This window comes from Priestia sp. JV24 (assembly GCF_025910025.1).
Taxonomy (GTDB): Bacteria; Bacillota; Bacilli; order Bacillales; family Bacillaceae_H; genus Priestia; species Priestia megaterium.
Window position 1 is genome coordinate 62,711 of the sequence record NZ_JAPCIN010000042.1, and the last position, 15,950, is coordinate 78,660.

The window sequence follows — 15,950 nt, forward strand, 5'->3', positions numbered from 1 at the left end:
AACTCCTCATATAGTAAGAAAAGCTTAAAGCGTAATTTCTTCCTTCTCAGTAAACATGACTTCAATCAACTGCTTAATATGTTCATCATTCAAAGAATAGAAAGCTAGTTTTCCTTCTTTACGGTAGCTTGCAATTCCCATATTACGAAGAAGTCTCAAATGATGAGAAGCTGTTGCTACTGTAGATCCAACAATATTAGCTACGTCACAAACACATAATTCTTCCCCCTTATACAAAGCAAGGACAATCTTCAATCTTGTTTCATCTGCTAAAGCTTTTAGGGTTTTTGTTACATCTTGAGCTTCCTTAACATCTATAGAAGACTTAATACGATTAACTTTTTCTTCGTTATAACAATAAATATCGCAGCGATCTTTTGCCATAATTTCCTCCTTATATTCAAACATTCAAATGTGTATTTGTTTATAATATATGCCATTTTTTAAAAATGTTCAAATGTTTATTTGATTATTTTAATTATATTTTTAAACTAGCACTAAATTACCGATAAAAAAGCATATGTTGGATATTAGGGGATAGTTTAAGGTTGATAGCAAAAGGGGGAAAGACATGAAATGTCTTAAAGCATTGAAAGTATTTTATGTACTTTTAGCTGTAGTGGGAGCCATTCTAGCTATCGTTTCTTACTTTCAGCATTCACTTTACTTGAAGTCATTTGGTCTTGTTTTGTTAGGAGCATCACTCGTTTTTAATGGTTACGCTACTCATTTAGAGTGGAAAGGAAAGGGACCCTTTCTTTACATGGGTATAGGCCTAATAGTGATTGTGATAGCTATAGGTGGTTTTACTGAGGCATGGTAACTATTCTTTATTAAAGAAGGAAGGTCTATAGAAATAGAAAATATGTTGAATGTTTTAGGTTCCAACATCTAAGAACAACCAAACTATCCTCATTTTCAGCAAAGGTTTCTTACTATTATTATCTCTTTTATAAGTGAGTGCCGTTATTTCTGCTGAAAATCTATAAAACATAGGTATGATTGCCTTTTCATCGAATAGGTTAATTGTAAATAACAATATAGCCGAAAGGAAGTAACAATTATGCACATAGAAATGAATTTATTATTCACTTTAGGTTCATTACTTGGCTTGTTAGTAGGCGGTGGCCTCCTTAAAATAGTGAGCTATGTAGTTCAGGGAAGGATCCAGTTTATGTATGCCATTTGTGGAGGAATCTTATTAGGATTATTGTTATTTGATATCCTTCCCTCTACTTGGCATATATACGACCTAAAAGGAGTACTATTGGGAATTGTTGCAGGATATATCGTAATGCTATGTATTGATCTCTTTTTGCATAAGAAAAATAGTGAAATTTCACCTTTACAAGCACTCATTTTATTAACAGTTGCTATATTCTTTCATAATGTAATTACTGGAATTACATTTGGTATAACCGATATACATGAATCAACTTCTGTATTTGTAGCCACCATTTTACACCAGGTCCCAGAGGGCATGGCGATCATGACTGTTCTTTCCGTAGCAAAAGTCCCTCAATTATTCTTCTTACTAATTGTAGCCTTCTTATCTCTATCCTTAGGTGGGAGTTTATTGATTGGAGAAAGCGTACAAGCTTCCTCACTTAAATTACAAGCTTTATCGACCGGGGGAGCAATCGGAACATTGTCCTTTGTTATCTTTCATGAAGTAATAGGCAAGGCTGTGATTCATTTCAGACGTCTACATGTATGGATGCTTATAGGCTTAGGAGTATTAATTATTTACGTTTATCAGTATTCTCTTTCATTGTTTCACGGTCATTAATGGGATTTTATTTTTAGTTGTTTTAAAAACGCCAAGAATGATGAATATACCTTGTAGGCTGAACTTTTCCCTACTATTATAGAATTAGTTACTAAAATAAATAGTAGGAAAGGATGTTTCAGTTGCATAAAAGGTCTCTATTTGTACTAATCATGTTAGTCGTTAGTTTTATCTCGGTGGCTTGTTCAAACACAAACGAAGAAAAGGTAAGCAAAGAAACAACAAGCCAAACAAAGAAAGACCACGAACAGCACTCAGAAGTCGCTAGTGGTGATATTAGAGAAGAAACAACAAGTAATGGAGTTTTACCTGAATTTTTAAAAGATAAATCGGAAGATATGCAAGTCATTTATGCAGATGCTGCACAAAACAAAGAGCTATTAGAGAATATTCCATGTTACTGTGGCTGTGGTGAATCTGCAGGGCACAAAAATAACTATGATTGCTTCATCTATAAGAATAAAGAAGATGGAAAGGTAGTATGGGATGACCATGGAACAAAATGTGGTGTTTGTCTCGAGATTGCAGCTCAGTCAGTTTCTGATTTGAAATCCGGCAAATCAATTAAACAAATTCGTCAATCAATTGATGAAAAATATAAAAGTGGTTATGCTAAACCAACACCAACACCAACTCCAGAGGTTTAAAATCCCTTTTATAAAAGGAGAGAATGATGATAGTATTCCTTATCTTGATGGCTTGTTTTGGATTAACTTTAACCCTTTTAGGCTTATGGTTTGTAATTAAAGATGGTAAGAGGAATATAAAAAATAATTGGAAAGAAAGGTAAAGAGATTAGAAGTTTTATTTATGGAGGAATAGTGATTGTTTAAATTACTTTTTTTTGGAAAATATAAAGTATTTTATTATAAATAAATGAGAATAAACATTTTGAAGAAGTCTTTACGGTTTTTAAGTAAAGACTTCTTTCTTTTATAAAATTGTGAACAAACAGTGACATAGCTTGCTGTTTGGACTGCTACTATTTATGATTATAGAGCTAGTAATAATAATATACGGAAGAAAGGATGCTTAGATTGTTTAAAAAACTTTTATTTTTATCAGCAGTATTAATAATCACTACTATATGGGTTATTTTACCAAATGCGAATATAGGAAAAGATGCTCAAATAAATAATAACACAGCAGATGCTAGTGAGGATGTCAGGGAAGAGACAGAGAGCCAAACCTTACCTACATTTTTGAGTGAGAAACCTGACAATATAAAAATAGTCTATACAGAAGTTTCGAAAAACAAAAAGTTATTGGAGAATATTCCATGTTATTGTGGCAGTGGGGAAGCAGAAGGTCATAAGAGTAACTACGATTGTTTTATTAAAGAGAACAAAGATAACGGTAGAGTAGTATGGGATGATCATGCAACAAAGTCTCGAATCTGTCCAAATATTGCGTCTCAAGCGATTGTAGACTATAACGATGGAAAATCAATCAAGGAAATTCGCCAGGGTGTTGAGGATAAGTTTAAAGAAGGATACCCTAATCCTACTCCAACTCCTGAAGTATGATTCTAAATTGAGCAACAATCGTAAAATTATACACACTAAAAAGCCAGCAGATACTATTAATCGTCTGGCTTTTTCAATTAAGAACAAGTAGAATTTTAAGAACAATATTAGGATTCTTCTCACCATCTTACCTAGAAGCAGCTACTATAGTGTGTTAACAAGGAATGTTGACACATTAATCTTGAAATGCATATAATCAATATATGAACAATTGTTCATATATTCACCTTAATGAAAACATGTTCAGGTAGATTACAGTTAACAACTATACTACGTATATTAAAAGTTTAACTATTTAAAATCCTGAATATGCATATAGGAGGGAGAAAAATGTCAGATTTTTTTAGACGTTTATTAGGTGATCATCATGACGACCATCACCGTCGACATGGGCATCACGGGGACCATCACGGGCATCACGATGACCATCACGGGCATCAGGATTATTATGAAGAGCCTCGTCCATATCGATATGAGGACCCAAGAACTACACCAAGGCCTTCAAATATGATTGTTTGTCGGCGCTGTAATGCTTCTAATGATGTGAGTCATAAGTTTTGTTATGAATGTGGAGATCGGCTTCAAAAAGATCCTGTACTTTGTCCAAAATGCAATAATACTGTAATGGCACACGCAAAATTTTGTCAGCAGTGTGGAACATCTATTAGATGAACAAAACCTTCTCTTCTTACAACCTGAAGAGAAGGTTTTGTCATTAAAAGCTAATTTTATTTACCTATACTATAAAGAGCACATATTTATTTTGTTTTTAAAACATCAAAACAACTACTCATTAGGCTTTCCATATATTAAATTAAAGATGCGAAATTAACCTTTCACGCACTTTACAGCTTGATTTAGAAACCCGAAGTCTTGTGTTATGGTTTCAAAGAGACAAATCTGAAACAGATGCTAAATTCTCATTAGCATAAAGTAGAGAAATTGTATTTTTATTCTTTGCCATTCCAGTTCTTATCAATGTCAAACATTTCTTCTCCATGGGCATGTTGTTCGTCCTCTACTTGAATTGTCACGTGACCAATTTGAAACTTTTTCTCTAGAACTTGTTCAATGTTACGAATAATGTTCATAGTTTCTCGAACTGTGATACTTCCATCTACTTCAATATGACTACTCATCGCGTTTTTATTCGAAGTTAAACTCCAAATATGAAGATCATGAATGTCTTTAACATCTGGTATAGATTTAATTTCTGTTTCTACTTCTGAAAATTCGATTCCAGCAGGGGTGCCTTCCATTAATACAACATAGGTTTCTTTTATGATACGCCACGCCCCAACTGCCACAAGTAGGGCAATTAAAATACTTAAAATAGGATCTAGAATGTACCACTGTGTAAAATACATAATTATACCTGCTACAATAACCCCTGCTGAAGCTGCAGCATCACCCATTACGTGAAGCATGGCACTTCGAATGTTTACGTTGTCAGCTTGATTTTTCATACCTAGACCTATGTAAAGGTTTACAACAAGTCCAATCCCTGCGGTAATAAATAAAACAGTTCCTTGAACGGGTTCGGGATTTGTAATACGTTTATAAGCTTCTCCACCAATAAAGATGGCTATTCCAATTAATGTTAATGCATTTAAAAGCGCGGCAAGTATCGTAATACGGTGATAGCCGTATGTCATAGAAGGCGAAGGGGGATTCAACGACATTCGAATGGCTAGCCAGGCCACAATTAGTGAGGCCACGTCGGTTAACATGTGCCCAGCATCACTTAATAAAGCCAAGCTATTTGCTAAAAAACCGCCTATCACTTCTGCAATTAATACTAATAAGCCTAAAAAGATTGCTTTTTTTAATTTGTCTTGTGCAACGTGAACATGTCCCATTCCATGAGCATGTTCATCATGGTTATCATTATGTTGATGAACATGCCCGTTATTTTCTAGAATTTTCTCCATCATATCCTCCATGTAACATATTATTGTTATTAAAAATCGAGATGATTTTATAACTTCTTTCAGTTAATTCATTAATTTTTAATAAAGAAGCGCACATTTTGAACATTATCTTTATTTTTTATCCCCACTTTATATCTAGAACATATTTTAGATAATGATTGGAAACTTTCTCCGTTAACTACGTTAATGCTAGTATTTGTTTGTTCAGAAAACTTTATGCCGTGCTAGGAAGCGTTCTTGAGTACAAGATAAAAACAGTGATCTTACACTTTATGGATTAAGAGCTGAATATTAAGTTCTTAAGAAAGGAAATATTATTAATTGTTTAGTAAATATCCATTGACACATTAGAAGTATGCTACATATAATGAAAACAAACATATGAACATATGAGTTATTGTTCATATATTCAAGGATGTGAAAATATGATAACAAATAAAGAAACTAAAACAGTGGCGACAATTCAGGAAACGTGCAGTCAAACGGTTATTCACGAAGAAGTCGTAGCAAAAGTAAAAGAGACAACACCAGATCAAGAAGTCTTAACAAATGTCGCAGAGCTATTTAAGGTATTAGGCGATCGAACAAGAACACGTATTCTCCATGCTTTATTTGAAACAGAAATGTGTGTATGTGACTTGGCTTATCTATTAGAAATGACACAATCATCCATTTCTCATCAGTTACGTGTCTTGAAGCAAGCTAAGCTGGTTAAAAATCGTAAAGCAGGAAAAGTAGTATATTACTCACTTGCTGATCATCATGTGATTCAAATTTTCAATCAGGCATTCCAACATGTCACTGAAGATAGCATAAAAGAAGAATAGAGGCGAGGAATCGATGGAAGAACAAAAGCAAAAAGTGAAACGGGAACTGTTACTTGAAGGATTAGATTGTGCCAACTGTGCTCTTAAAATTGAAAATGGAGTAAAGGGTATACAAGGAGTATCTTCATGTTCTGTTAACTTTGTTACAAAGACTCTTACCTTAGAGACTGATAATACTCAAGAAGGAACAGTTATATTAGAGGCAAAGAAAAAAGTGAAAACGTTAGAACCTCATATCAATATACAAGAAAAAGGGGCTTCTAAAAGAACTGCTGCTGTAAGAACTTTTTATCTAAAAGGATTAGATTGTGCAAATTGCGCAGCCAAAATTGAACAAGGAGTAGGAAAACTAGAAGGAGTAACATCTTCTACTGTTGATTTTGTTTCTAAAAAACTAATTATGGAAGCTTCTAACCCAGATCAACTAGATCAATTAGAAAATGAAGCTACAAAGATTGTGAAGAAGTTAGAGCCCGAAGTAGAAGTTATATCAGAGTCTCATAAACACGATGACGGTCATGATCATGGTCATGGTCACGACCATGATCACGGAAGTGAAAATACTAAAAAAATGTTTGCACGATTAGGAATAGGTGCTGTGCTAGCCGGAATCGGAATGTTTGCTCCTGTTTCCGGAGTGGCAGAGCTTGGATTATTTCTCATTGCTTATCTCATTATAGGTGGAGATATCGTTTTACGAGCTGTTAAAAATATTCTAAGAGGGCAAGTCTTTGATGAACATTTTCTTATGGCTTTAGCAACCATCGGAGCATTTGCTATTAAACAGTACCCTGAAGGGGTTGCAGTTATGCTCTTCTACCAAGTGGGAGAATTATTCCAAAGCATTGCTGTAAATCGTTCTCGTAAGTCTATTAGCGCATTGATGGATATTCGACCAGATTCTGCGAATGTAAAACGTGGAAGTGAATTCATAAAAGTTTCTCCAGAAGACGTAAATATAGGCGATATCATCTTGATTAAACCTGGCGAAAAAGTTCCACTAGATGGAAAAGTATTAGTTGGTACTTCAATGATGGATACATCAGCTTTAACGGGAGAATCTGTACCACGAGAAGTAGAAGTCGGAAGCGATGTGCTTAGTGGGTTTATTAATAAGAATGGTGTCTTAACCGTAGAAGTAACAAAAGGATTTGAAGAATCAACCGTATCTAAAATTTTAGAGTTAGTTCAAAATGCAAGTAGTCGAAAAGCACCAACAGAAAACTTCATTACAAAATTTGCTCGTTATTACACTCCAGTTGTAGTAATTGTGGCAACAGCATTAGCTGTTTTACCACCGTTATTGATTAGTGGTGCTACTTTTTCAGATTGGATTTATCGTGCACTAGTATTCTTAGTTATTTCTTGTCCTTGTGCACTTGTCGTTTCAATTCCATTAGGATTCTTTGGAGGAATAGGTGCTGCATCCAAAACAGGTATTCTTGTAAAAGGAAGTAACTATTTAGAAGCGTTAAACGACGTTAAATATGTTGTATTTGATAAAACTGGTACATTGACCAAAGGTGTATTTAAAGTAACAAGTATTCGTCCTAAGTTTAACTTTACAAAAGAACAAGTTTTGGAATATGCAGCTTTAGCTGAAGTTCATTCTAATCATCCAATTGCGGAGTCTATCCGCAAGGCATATGGAAAGAAAATAAATGAAGATGCAATACAGGAATATAATGAAATTTCAGGACATGGTATTTCGGTTACAGTAGATGGAAAAGAAATTGCAGCTGGAAATGCTAAGCTTATGAACAAAGAACAAATCTCTTTTCAACGACCAGATGAAATTGGAACCATTGTTCATGTCGCTGTAGATAAACAATACGCTGGATACATTGTTATTTCAGATGAAGTGAAAGAGGATTCTAATCAAGCCATTCAAGCCTTAAAAGCATTAGGCATTAAAAAGACAGTCATGCTAACTGGAGATGCGAAAGCAGTTGGAGATTCTGTGGGTAAACAGTTAGGGTTGGATGAAGTTCATGCAGAGTTGTTACCTCAACATAAGGTAGAGAAAATCGAGAATTTAGATAAAGAAAAATCTCCAAAAGAAAAAATTATATTTGTAGGCGATGGTATTAACGATACACCTGTTTTAGCACGAGCAGATGTTGGAATTGCCATGGGGGGACTAGGGTCAGATGCAGCCATTGAGGCAGCAGACATTGTCATTATGACAGATGAGCCTTCTAAAATCCCAACAGCTATTGGTATCGCTAAACGTACTCGTCGCATCGTATGGCAAAATATTTTATTTGCCTTGGGAGTTAAAGTTATCTTCTTACTATTAGGTGCATTTGGAATTGCAACCATGTGGGAAGCTGTCTTTTCAGATGTGGGTGTAACGTTGCTAGCTGTTTTAAATGCCATGCGTGTATTACGTTTGAAATAAATAACAAATAGAGCTGACCAATTTTATACTGGTCAGCTTTATTTGTTATTTATAACACCTGTAATTAAGAATTTTCTACTACAATCTTTGTCATATTTTGACCACTTTTTCTTCATAACTATTTTATATAATTGAATATGATCCATGTTGAAAATTAACTACCTATGACTATGAGAAAAATCATTTGATAAAACACGAAGAGAGGCCTTAATCAATGTTAACGCAAAAAATTATCATACTGCTATTCATTATAGTATTCACCCTTGCAGCTTTTTCTACTTATCATCTGTTTGTCACTGATTCATATTTTAACCTAAAAACAGCTTTTCGTTTACTGAATCATATTCCTTTTAGTTTGACAAACATATTTATTTTAATATTCGGTGTCTTAGGTGGTGTAGTGTTCTTTCTTAAACGATTTAAGGTCAAGAAATAAATACTGTAATAAGCGTATTTATGAGGCTTAAAAATGCACCTAAAGTCTTCAAAGGAAGCTTAAAATATAGGAAATAAAAAGTTATGAGCTGTTTTAAATTACATGAGGGACATTAATGTAATGTCCCTCACCTTTTTAGTCTTACATTATTTATAACTAATTTATTATTTTGTTTCCTTTAATTCATTATGATTATTCTTCATTCCCTTTTTTAGAAAAAATAAGAAAGATAAACATAGTCCTGCTCCAATCCCCACTGTTAAATTAGTAAAGACGGTGAGCAAAAAAGTGGTCGTTAAAATCAATGAATGTGTAGATTTATCTTTTAGAATAGTAGAGAATTGTTCTCTTTTACTTATATTCCATGCTACCATCATTAAAACAGGAGCCAAACTAGCAAGGGAAACGTATGAAGCATATGGTGCAAGTAATAATAAAACAAATAACACAAATAAAGCATGCGTTATTCCTGCAATAGGTGAAGAGGCGCCATTTTTTATATTTGTTACAGTCCGTGCTATTTCTCCTGCAGCTGGAATTCCATGAAATAAAGGGGTAACCATATTTACAATTCCCTGACCGATTAACTCCCTTTTGCTACAATGTTTGGATTGAGTCATTTCGTCCGCAACCCGAGCTGTCAACAAAGATTGCAACCCTACAAGTACTGCTATGACAAAAGATGAGGGTAAGAGAGTTATCATCTTGTCAACGGTAACTTGGGGGAAATGAGGTATAGGAAGCTGATTTGGAATTTTTCCATAAATTGAACTGATGGTTTCAATTTGACTTGAAAAGAGCATAGATGAAATTAAACTCGAAAAAAGTATTCCTAACAAATAAGAAACCCCTATAGATTTAGGAAAAAAATGCAGAACAACTAGAATGATTAACAAACAAAGGGCTGCAGTAATTACACTATAGATATTCACTCTAGTAAGGTTTTCAAATATTTCTTTCATATTTAGATAGAAGTATTTGGATTTATCAATATTATGCAACCCTAACAGATTTGGGATTTGTCCAGTAAAAATAATAACAGCAATACCAGACTGAAAGCCTATAATTGTTGATTGAGGGAAAAACTTAATTAAGCTTCCTACTTTGCATATTGCAAAGATAATTAGTAAAATACCTGACATAAATCCTGCAATTAAGAGGTTTTCATATCCAAATTGCAACATAATACCTAATAAAACCGGAACAAAAGCACCAGTGGGCCCACCAATTTGAAATCGAGAACCTCCAAATATAGAAATTAATAAACCAGCTACAATGGTTGTGTAAAGTCCTGTAACAGGGTTTATACCTGAAGCAATAGCAAATCCTAAACCTAACGGAATAGCTATGATACCAACTACAATTCCTGATAGTACGTCCCTTTTTAAATGATCTACAGAGTATCCTCTAAGTGTCTCTAATTTCATGGATATATATTACCCTCCTAATTGATAAAGAATCTGCTATAGACTTTATTTTTATGCTGCATTAATAACTTGTTTTTTATTTTTAAAGGTTAATTCCATATCTAGGTCAGACATTCCAATAATTCCGCAATGTTCATCTTAATTAAAATGTTATAGAACAGACGTTCCGTTGGTAGGCACATGTATTGAGGTCATAGTATTCAGATTATTGTATTTAACCGTTTTATGTGTTTTACTTCTCCTTTATTAAAATTTTACTATCACAAAACTCTATCACCTCTCTAAATTTAATTATTAACTACTTAATAATTTAAGAGATAAAATTGAAGAAATGGTGAAGTTTTCTACTTTAGATTCTTTTTACCTATTTTATTAAAAAGCGCGTCTTCTTACCTAAATAAAAACTTCATAATTTCTTCAAAGTTATAATGTAAAATTTAAAGTAAAATTGAAAATAATTAGTATAGAGGATGTAATCTCAAAGTTTAGCAAAATTATAATAGTTTTGTTAGAAATGAACCTACTTTTGCTATAGTAGATTTTATCTTTTAATTGGATGCGGGAGGAACTTTTATGAAAAAGAAGATATTAATTGTCGATGATGAGTGGAATATGAGGAATTTATTAAAAATTTATTTAAAAGATGAATTTCACGTTATAGAAGCTGATGATGGGGGTACAGCTTTATCCCTTATCTATGCAGAACATTTTGACCTTATCATACTGGATATTATGCTACCAAATATAGATGGTTGGAAAATATGTAAAGAGATAAGAAAAGAAAAAAACACTCCTATCCTCATGTTAACAGCTCGTAACGAATTAAAGGATAAGGTTTATGGACTGGGAATTGGAGCTGATGATTATTTAGGAAAGCCCTTTGAACCTGATGAGTTAGTTGCTCGAGTAAAATCTTTGTTGAGACGATCATTTATGAATGAAAATCATCTTGAAAATGTTTTAGTATTTGGAGAACAGTTATTGATTATAAAGACAGATAGTAGAATAGTTTTTGTGAAAGGAGAGAAATTGGATTTGACTCCTAAAGAATATGATGTTTTTTACTTATTAGCTAAGCAACCTCATCGTTTATTTACAAGGGATGTATTATTAGATGTAGTTTGGGGGCTTAAGGATATAAAAGATGTAAGAACGGTTGATACACACATTAAAAATATTCGAATAAAGGTAAAACAGAAGATACCCACTTATAATCCTATAAAAACGGTCTGGGGTCTTGGATATAGATTTGACCCAGTAGATGAAGAATGATGAGATGGAATAGTATTGTTTTTAAATTAGGACTCACTATTTTTATTATTTTAGTAAGTGTACTCTTACCACTTATTTATGCTATCAACCAGTTATTTTCTGGTTTCTATTTAAGTGAGAATCACCATCAAGTTGACCGATTAGCTGATAAATACTCTAATATTCTGAAGAGTACAGAAGATCTTGCTTCTCTTACAACAGTTGCTAACTTAACAGAAACGGAAATCTGTATTATTGATCAAAAGGGAAAGATTCTATATAGCTCTAATAAAGGTCTCTTTCGCTCAGGTAACCATGTATCAAATAAGTTATTACAAACGCTTAATTCAAAACAAACCGTCCAAATAGAATATCAGAACCCGACAAATAACACTAATTACATTGTTTCCGGAAAACCTCTACGTTTATCAAATAAAGTAAGTGGGGGATTATTAGTGTTTTCAGATGCTGAGCATATAAAAAACTCTGTTCGTCATATGCAATTGTTGTTAGTGGTATCTTTAGTTGGAGCCTTGTTTATTGCATTAGGATTTACTTACATTGCCTCAAAGAAACTTGCTTCTCCCCTTCTAGAAATGGAAAAAGTAACACGGGAAGTAGCTAAAGGAAAATTCTATAATAAAGTAGATGTTTCTTCAAATGATGAAGTAGGGTCCTTAGCTTTAGCTATAAATGATTTAGGCCAAGAATTAGAAAGGTACAGAAATAGGCAGAGAGATTTCTTTGCTAATATCTCTCATGATTTAAGAACGCCTATCTCTTATATTAAAGGTTACACACAAGTAATTTACGATAAACTTTATACAGATGAAAAAGAAAAAGAACAATATTTATCCATTATTATAAATGAAGTGAATCAACTAAATGTATTAATAGACGACCTATTTGAATTGTCTAAACTTGAAGGAGGACAATTAGAGCTATATCTAAATTGGATTAATGTTCAAGAATTAATTGAGGGATGTCTCAATAAAGTAAGATTAAAAGCAAAACAGAAGAAGATACAACTCTCCATACAACTAAAGGATAATATTCCTTATATCTATACAGATGGTGCACGCTTAGAGCAGCTTTTAATGAACATACTAGAGAATGCAATACGCTATAACAAGTTAAATGGTCATATAGAGATAAAAGGGTGGATAGAGAAAAAGAAAGTTTATTTATCCATAAAAGATACGGGCGTCGGTATAGCAGAAGAAGATCTTCCATACATTTTTGAAAGGTTTTATAAAACAGATAAATCTCGGTCAAATCGTTTAGGGAGCACAGGTCTCGGATTGTCAATAGTTAAACACCTTGTTTTATTATTAGAAGGAGAAATAAAAGTAAAGAGCACCTTACATAAAGGAACTACTTTTCTTATTACCTTACCCTCTAAAATAAAGGGAGACGTACAAGATGAAAAGCTTTAAACGATATCTTCCACTTTTATTTATTATTTTAGGTATTTTCTGTCTAGTAGCTGTTAGCAACTCTTTATATGTAGATAAGCATTTTCTTAAAGCGTTAATAGGAATAGTTGTTCTAATGTCCTTTCCTACTCTTTTTCTGTTTATTTATCGTAAGGTAATGAGAAAAAAGTGAAAATTTTATAAAATATGTTATTTGTCTTCAAAAACTGAATCTGGTTAAGTATGTTCATTAAAAAACAGGATTTTCATTTCTTTTATCTAATTTTATCAAATAAAGATGCATAGAGGATCTATTACGTTATTTCCTCTACATATTATCTAACTCAAGGTGAAAGGATGGAATGGCCGAATTTTAATGAAACTGAATTCTCTTAAAAAAGAACGACTAAATAAAAATTCCATAAAAGCTATAGATACTTTCTCTGATATGTTTTCTATAGAAGAAAAAAGATGCCCTATAATTGATAAATCCTAATATGCATAAAAATAAAGTAAATCAAGTACCATTTTAGTTTCTATAATTCTTATCCTTTTTTAAATTTTTATAAAGGTTTTGAAAAATGAACTCGTTTCCCTAATCTTATTTAATTTTGGAATCCGTAAAGTGCACCCTCAAAATCAATATATTTGTTTATTAATAGGGGGAAGTAAAAGTGAAAAAGAGATTGTTCTCGCTAATGATAATATCGTTTCTTCTTTTATGTATATATACCTTTCCAGCCAGCGCTATAGAAAAAGAAAAACGTGAATGGCAAGACGAGACTATGTATTTTTTAATGGTTGATCGTTTTAATAATGGTGACACCATGAATGATAAAGAAGTAGACAGGCAAAATCGCCTTGCCTATCAAGGCGGTGATTTTAAGGGTATAGTAGATAAACTTGATAAACTCAAAGAGATCGGTTTTACTACCATTGTACTTACACCCATTTTTCAAAATGAAAAGGGGGGCTACCATGGCTATTGGATTACCAACTTTTATAAGATAAATAAACAATTTGGTTCTATAAAAGAGTTTAAAGATCTTGTGAGCGAAGCTCATGATCGCAATATGAAAGTATTAATTGATTTTCCAGTTACACATGTCAGCACTTCGCATCCTTGGGTAGATGAAAAGGGAAAAGAAAATTGGTTCACAAACAAAAAGGATCCCGTTTCTCAAAAATGGCTCGGAAACATGGCAGCTTTAAATCTTGAAAATAATGAAACAAAACAGGAGCTAATTAAAGTAGCAAAATGGTGGGTTAAAAATACAAATCTTGACGGCTATTATTTAAGTAATGCGTCCGGGGCACCACTTAATTTTTGGAATGACTTTTCAAAAGAAGTAAAAAGAGAAAAAAAAGATCTCTTTTTACTTGGAGAAAGTCAAAAGAAAGATTTAAAAACGTTAACGGCTTATGAGAAAACAAGACTTGACGGGATAACCTATTCACGTTTGAATAATCCACTACGTCAACAGTTTATAAAACTTAATAAAGATTCTAACGAAACGATTGACCTTCTTCAAAAGAAAGAAGAGACATTCGAAAATTCTCGTCTTTCGGCTAACTATTTAGATTCCTATAAAACAGAACGCTTTACACGAGATGTAGTGGAAGAAAAAGTATTCCCAGGGGCACGATGGAAAATGGCTTTAACATACTTATATACTATTCCAGGTCTACCCCTTGTTTATTATGGGTCAGAAATTGCACTTAACGGAGGTGAAGGTGTAGATAATCATCGGACAATGGATTTTCGTGCAGGTAATGAATTAATCGATTACATTACAAAATTGGGAGAACTCCGCCAGCAATTGCCTGCTTTAACAAGAGGCACGTATGAATCTATTTATAATAAAAAGGGAATGACAGTTTTCAAAAGAGAATATAAAAAAGAAACGTTAATTGTAGCTATTAATAACACAAGTAAAACACAGAAGGTAACTATCCCGGTGTCAAAATTCGCCAAAGGCAAAGAGCTGAGGGGACTCTTAGCAGGAGATCTTGTACGCCCTAACGAGGAAAAGTTTACAATCATATTAGAACGAGAGCAATCTGAAATTTATGCCCTTGCAAAAAAAACCGGAATTAATATTCCATTAATTGTAACATTAGCTACTATCTACATTTTTTTCATACTTTTTATTTTCCAGAATAAGAAATATAGACAGCGAGAACGAAAAAAGTCTGCTTGAATTTTAGAAGTTTTAATTAATAAGGAGAGGAAGATCAAGAATCTTTATATAAAATGATTTTTTTAAGGGGAGAAGATAAAAAAACGGAAAAGCTTTTTCTTGTTAAGAAGTTTTTCCATTTTTTATCTTATAAATTTAGCCATTAATAATCCCTGTTGTATTTAATTGTTGTCGTTGATTAGAATTAGCTATGATGATTTTGAATAGTTAGCTTAAACATACACTTAATTAACTTAAACCTCGTCACCTTGGTTTTATTATTTCATCTATTCCTTGTAGCTTGTCTTCATATGTTACCTCTTTTGAAAAACCTTCTGGAACCCCAACTTCATTTGTAAAACCTTGGGGTGAATTTGTTGCTCCTATATCATAATTTTCAGATAAACCTAACTTTTTTATTACCATTCTCATCTCTCCTTTTTGGAATTTATATTATTTAGTTTTAACTGTAAGAGTAAAATAATAGCTGTTAATAATTACTATTTTAAAATATTCTTTTTCCAATTTTAGTTAGTTGGATTATAAACTTTTATACCCTCAGCCTTTATTCCCATGTTATACCACAAAAATCTTAATACGGGTATATAAAATAATACAGATACTATTAGGATCCGTTTAATAATTGATGTACCTTTATGGAGTTCTACAAGGTAGTTATTGATTTGGCACTTTAAGACCTTCTCCGTATGTAAAATTCCCTTTTATATTCTTATACAAATTCGTATAAATTAGCGAGGAATCTTCTT

General features: G+C 32.8%; 14 protein-coding genes. 10 read left to right on the plus strand and 4 right to left on the minus strand.

The window, feature by feature from the left end:
• Positions 1-24: 24 nt before the first annotated feature.
• The gene (locus tag OK414_RS28230; RefSeq protein ID WP_275955604.1) at positions 25-384 is read right to left on the minus strand and encodes an ArsR/SmtB family transcription factor; all 360 of its coding nucleotides are present in this window, start codon (positions 382-384) and stop codon (positions 25-27) included.
• 187 nt (positions 385-571) lie between these two features.
• On the opposite strand from OK414_RS28230, the gene OK414_RS28235 reads away from it, so the two are divergent.
• From OK414_RS28235 to OK414_RS28255, 5 genes are all read left to right on the plus strand, one after another.
• Positions 572-823, plus strand: a complete 252-nt coding sequence (locus tag OK414_RS28235; RefSeq protein ID WP_205663258.1) for a hypothetical protein — start codon at positions 572-574, stop codon at positions 821-823.
• 240 nt (positions 824-1,063) lie between these two features.
• A complete protein-coding gene (locus OK414_RS28240) occupies positions 1,064-1,789 on the plus strand; it encodes a hypothetical protein (protein WP_205663259.1) in 726 nt (241 codons plus the stop codon).
• A gap of 113 nt (positions 1,790-1,902) precedes the next feature.
• On the plus strand, positions 1,903-2,436 hold the full coding sequence (locus OK414_RS28245; protein ID WP_234943566.1) for a PCYCGC domain-containing protein: 534 nt from the start codon (positions 1,903-1,905) through the stop codon (positions 2,434-2,436).
• A 390-nt stretch (positions 2,437-2,826) separates the two neighbouring features.
• On the plus strand, positions 2,827-3,315 hold the full coding sequence (locus tag OK414_RS28250) for a PCYCGC domain-containing protein (protein ID WP_234943567.1): 489 nt from the start codon (positions 2,827-2,829) through the stop codon (positions 3,313-3,315).
• Between the two features lie 330 nt (positions 3,316-3,645).
• Positions 3,646-3,987: a double zinc ribbon domain-containing protein gene (locus OK414_RS28255; protein ID WP_205663261.1), complete on the plus strand. Its 342-nt coding sequence runs from the start codon at positions 3,646-3,648 to the stop codon at positions 3,985-3,987.
• Positions 3,988-4,265: 278 nt separating this feature from the next.
• Here the strand turns inward: OK414_RS28255 and OK414_RS28260 are convergent, their stop codons facing one another.
• The gene (locus OK414_RS28260) at positions 4,266-5,246 is read right to left on the minus strand and encodes a cation diffusion facilitator family transporter (RefSeq protein ID WP_205663262.1); all 981 of its coding nucleotides are present in this window, start codon (positions 5,244-5,246) and stop codon (positions 4,266-4,268) included.
• Positions 5,247-5,671: 425 nt separating this feature from the next.
• Here OK414_RS28260 and OK414_RS28265 point away from each other — a divergent pair, with 425 nt between their 5' ends.
• Together OK414_RS28265 and OK414_RS28270 are read left to right on the plus strand one after the other, a co-directional pair.
• The gene (locus OK414_RS28265) at positions 5,672-6,073 is read left to right on the plus strand and encodes an ArsR/SmtB family transcription factor (protein WP_205663263.1); all 402 of its coding nucleotides are present in this window, start codon (positions 5,672-5,674) and stop codon (positions 6,071-6,073) included.
• A 13-nt stretch (positions 6,074-6,086) separates the two neighbouring features.
• The gene (locus tag OK414_RS28270; RefSeq protein ID WP_205663265.1) at positions 6,087-8,474 is read left to right on the plus strand and encodes a heavy metal translocating P-type ATPase; all 2,388 of its coding nucleotides are present in this window, start codon (positions 6,087-6,089) and stop codon (positions 8,472-8,474) included.
• Positions 8,475-9,074: 600 nt separating this feature from the next.
• Here the strand turns inward: OK414_RS28270 and OK414_RS28275 are convergent.
• The gene (locus OK414_RS28275; RefSeq protein ID WP_205663267.1) at positions 9,075-10,337 is read right to left on the minus strand and encodes a SulP family inorganic anion transporter; all 1,263 of its coding nucleotides are present in this window, start codon (positions 10,335-10,337) and stop codon (positions 9,075-9,077) included.
• Between the two features lie 573 nt (positions 10,338-10,910).
• Here OK414_RS28275 and OK414_RS28280 point away from each other — a divergent pair.
• The 3 genes from OK414_RS28280 (at position 10,911) to OK414_RS28290 (ending at position 15,204) form a co-directional block, all read left to right on the plus strand.
• Positions 10,911-11,609, plus strand: coding sequence for a response regulator transcription factor (locus tag OK414_RS28280; RefSeq protein WP_205663268.1), 699 nt, complete (start codon positions 10,911-10,913; stop codon positions 11,607-11,609).
• A complete protein-coding gene (locus OK414_RS28285) occupies positions 11,606-13,024 on the plus strand; it encodes a sensor histidine kinase (protein WP_264363559.1) in 1,419 nt (472 codons plus the stop codon). Before OK414_RS28280 ends, OK414_RS28285 begins: the two co-directional genes overlap by 4 nt.
• A 653-nt stretch (positions 13,025-13,677) precedes the next feature.
• Positions 13,678-15,204 carry an alpha-amylase family glycosyl hydrolase gene (locus OK414_RS28290; RefSeq protein ID WP_205663272.1) on the plus strand — a complete coding sequence of 509 codons (1,527 nt, stop codon included), beginning with the start codon at positions 13,678-13,680 and terminating at the stop codon, positions 15,202-15,204.
• A 243-nt stretch (positions 15,205-15,447) separates the two neighbouring features.
• Here OK414_RS28290 and OK414_RS28295 read toward each other — a convergent pair whose 3' ends face one another.
• Complete coding sequence (locus tag OK414_RS28295) at positions 15,448-15,609, minus strand: hypothetical protein (protein ID WP_205663273.1); 162 nt, start codon at positions 15,607-15,609, stop codon at positions 15,448-15,450.
• Positions 15,610-15,950: the final 341 nt, after the last annotated feature.

Bases quoted from the DNA above. Each gene is read 5' to 3' on its own strand.
- OK414_RS28230 (WP_275955604.1), bottom strand. From the start codon at position 384: ATGGCAAAAGATCGCTGCGATATTTATTGTTATAACGAAGAAAAAGTT.
- OK414_RS28235 (WP_205663258.1), top strand. From the start codon at position 572: ATGAAATGTCTTAAAGCATTGAAAGTATTTTATGTACTTTTAGCTGTA.
- OK414_RS28240 (WP_205663259.1), top strand. From the start codon at position 1,064: ATGCACATAGAAATGAATTTATTATTCACTTTAGGTTCATTACTTGGC.
- OK414_RS28245 (WP_234943566.1), top strand. From the start codon at position 1,903: ATGTTTCAGTTGCATAAAAGGTCTCTATTTGTACTAATCATGTTAGTC.
- OK414_RS28255 (WP_205663261.1), top strand. From the start codon at position 3,646: ATGTCAGATTTTTTTAGACGTTTATTAGGTGATCATCATGACGACCAT.
- OK414_RS28260 (WP_205663262.1), bottom strand. From the start codon at position 5,246: ATGGAGAAAATTCTAGAAAATAACGGGCATGTTCATCAACATAATGAT.
- OK414_RS28265 (WP_205663263.1), top strand. From the start codon at position 5,672: ATGATAACAAATAAAGAAACTAAAACAGTGGCGACAATTCAGGAAACG.
- OK414_RS28270 (WP_205663265.1), top strand. From the start codon at position 6,087: ATGGAAGAACAAAAGCAAAAAGTGAAACGGGAACTGTTACTTGAAGGA.
- OK414_RS28275 (WP_205663267.1), bottom strand. From the start codon at position 10,337: ATGAAATTAGAGACACTTAGAGGATACTCTGTAGATCATTTAAAAAGG.
- OK414_RS28280 (WP_205663268.1), top strand. From the start codon at position 10,911: ATGAAAAAGAAGATATTAATTGTCGATGATGAGTGGAATATGAGGAAT.
- OK414_RS28285 (WP_264363559.1), top strand. From the start codon at position 11,606: ATGATGAGATGGAATAGTATTGTTTTTAAATTAGGACTCACTATTTTT.
- OK414_RS28295 (WP_205663273.1), bottom strand. From the start codon at position 15,609: ATGGTAATAAAAAAGTTAGGTTTATCTGAAAATTATGATATAGGAGCA.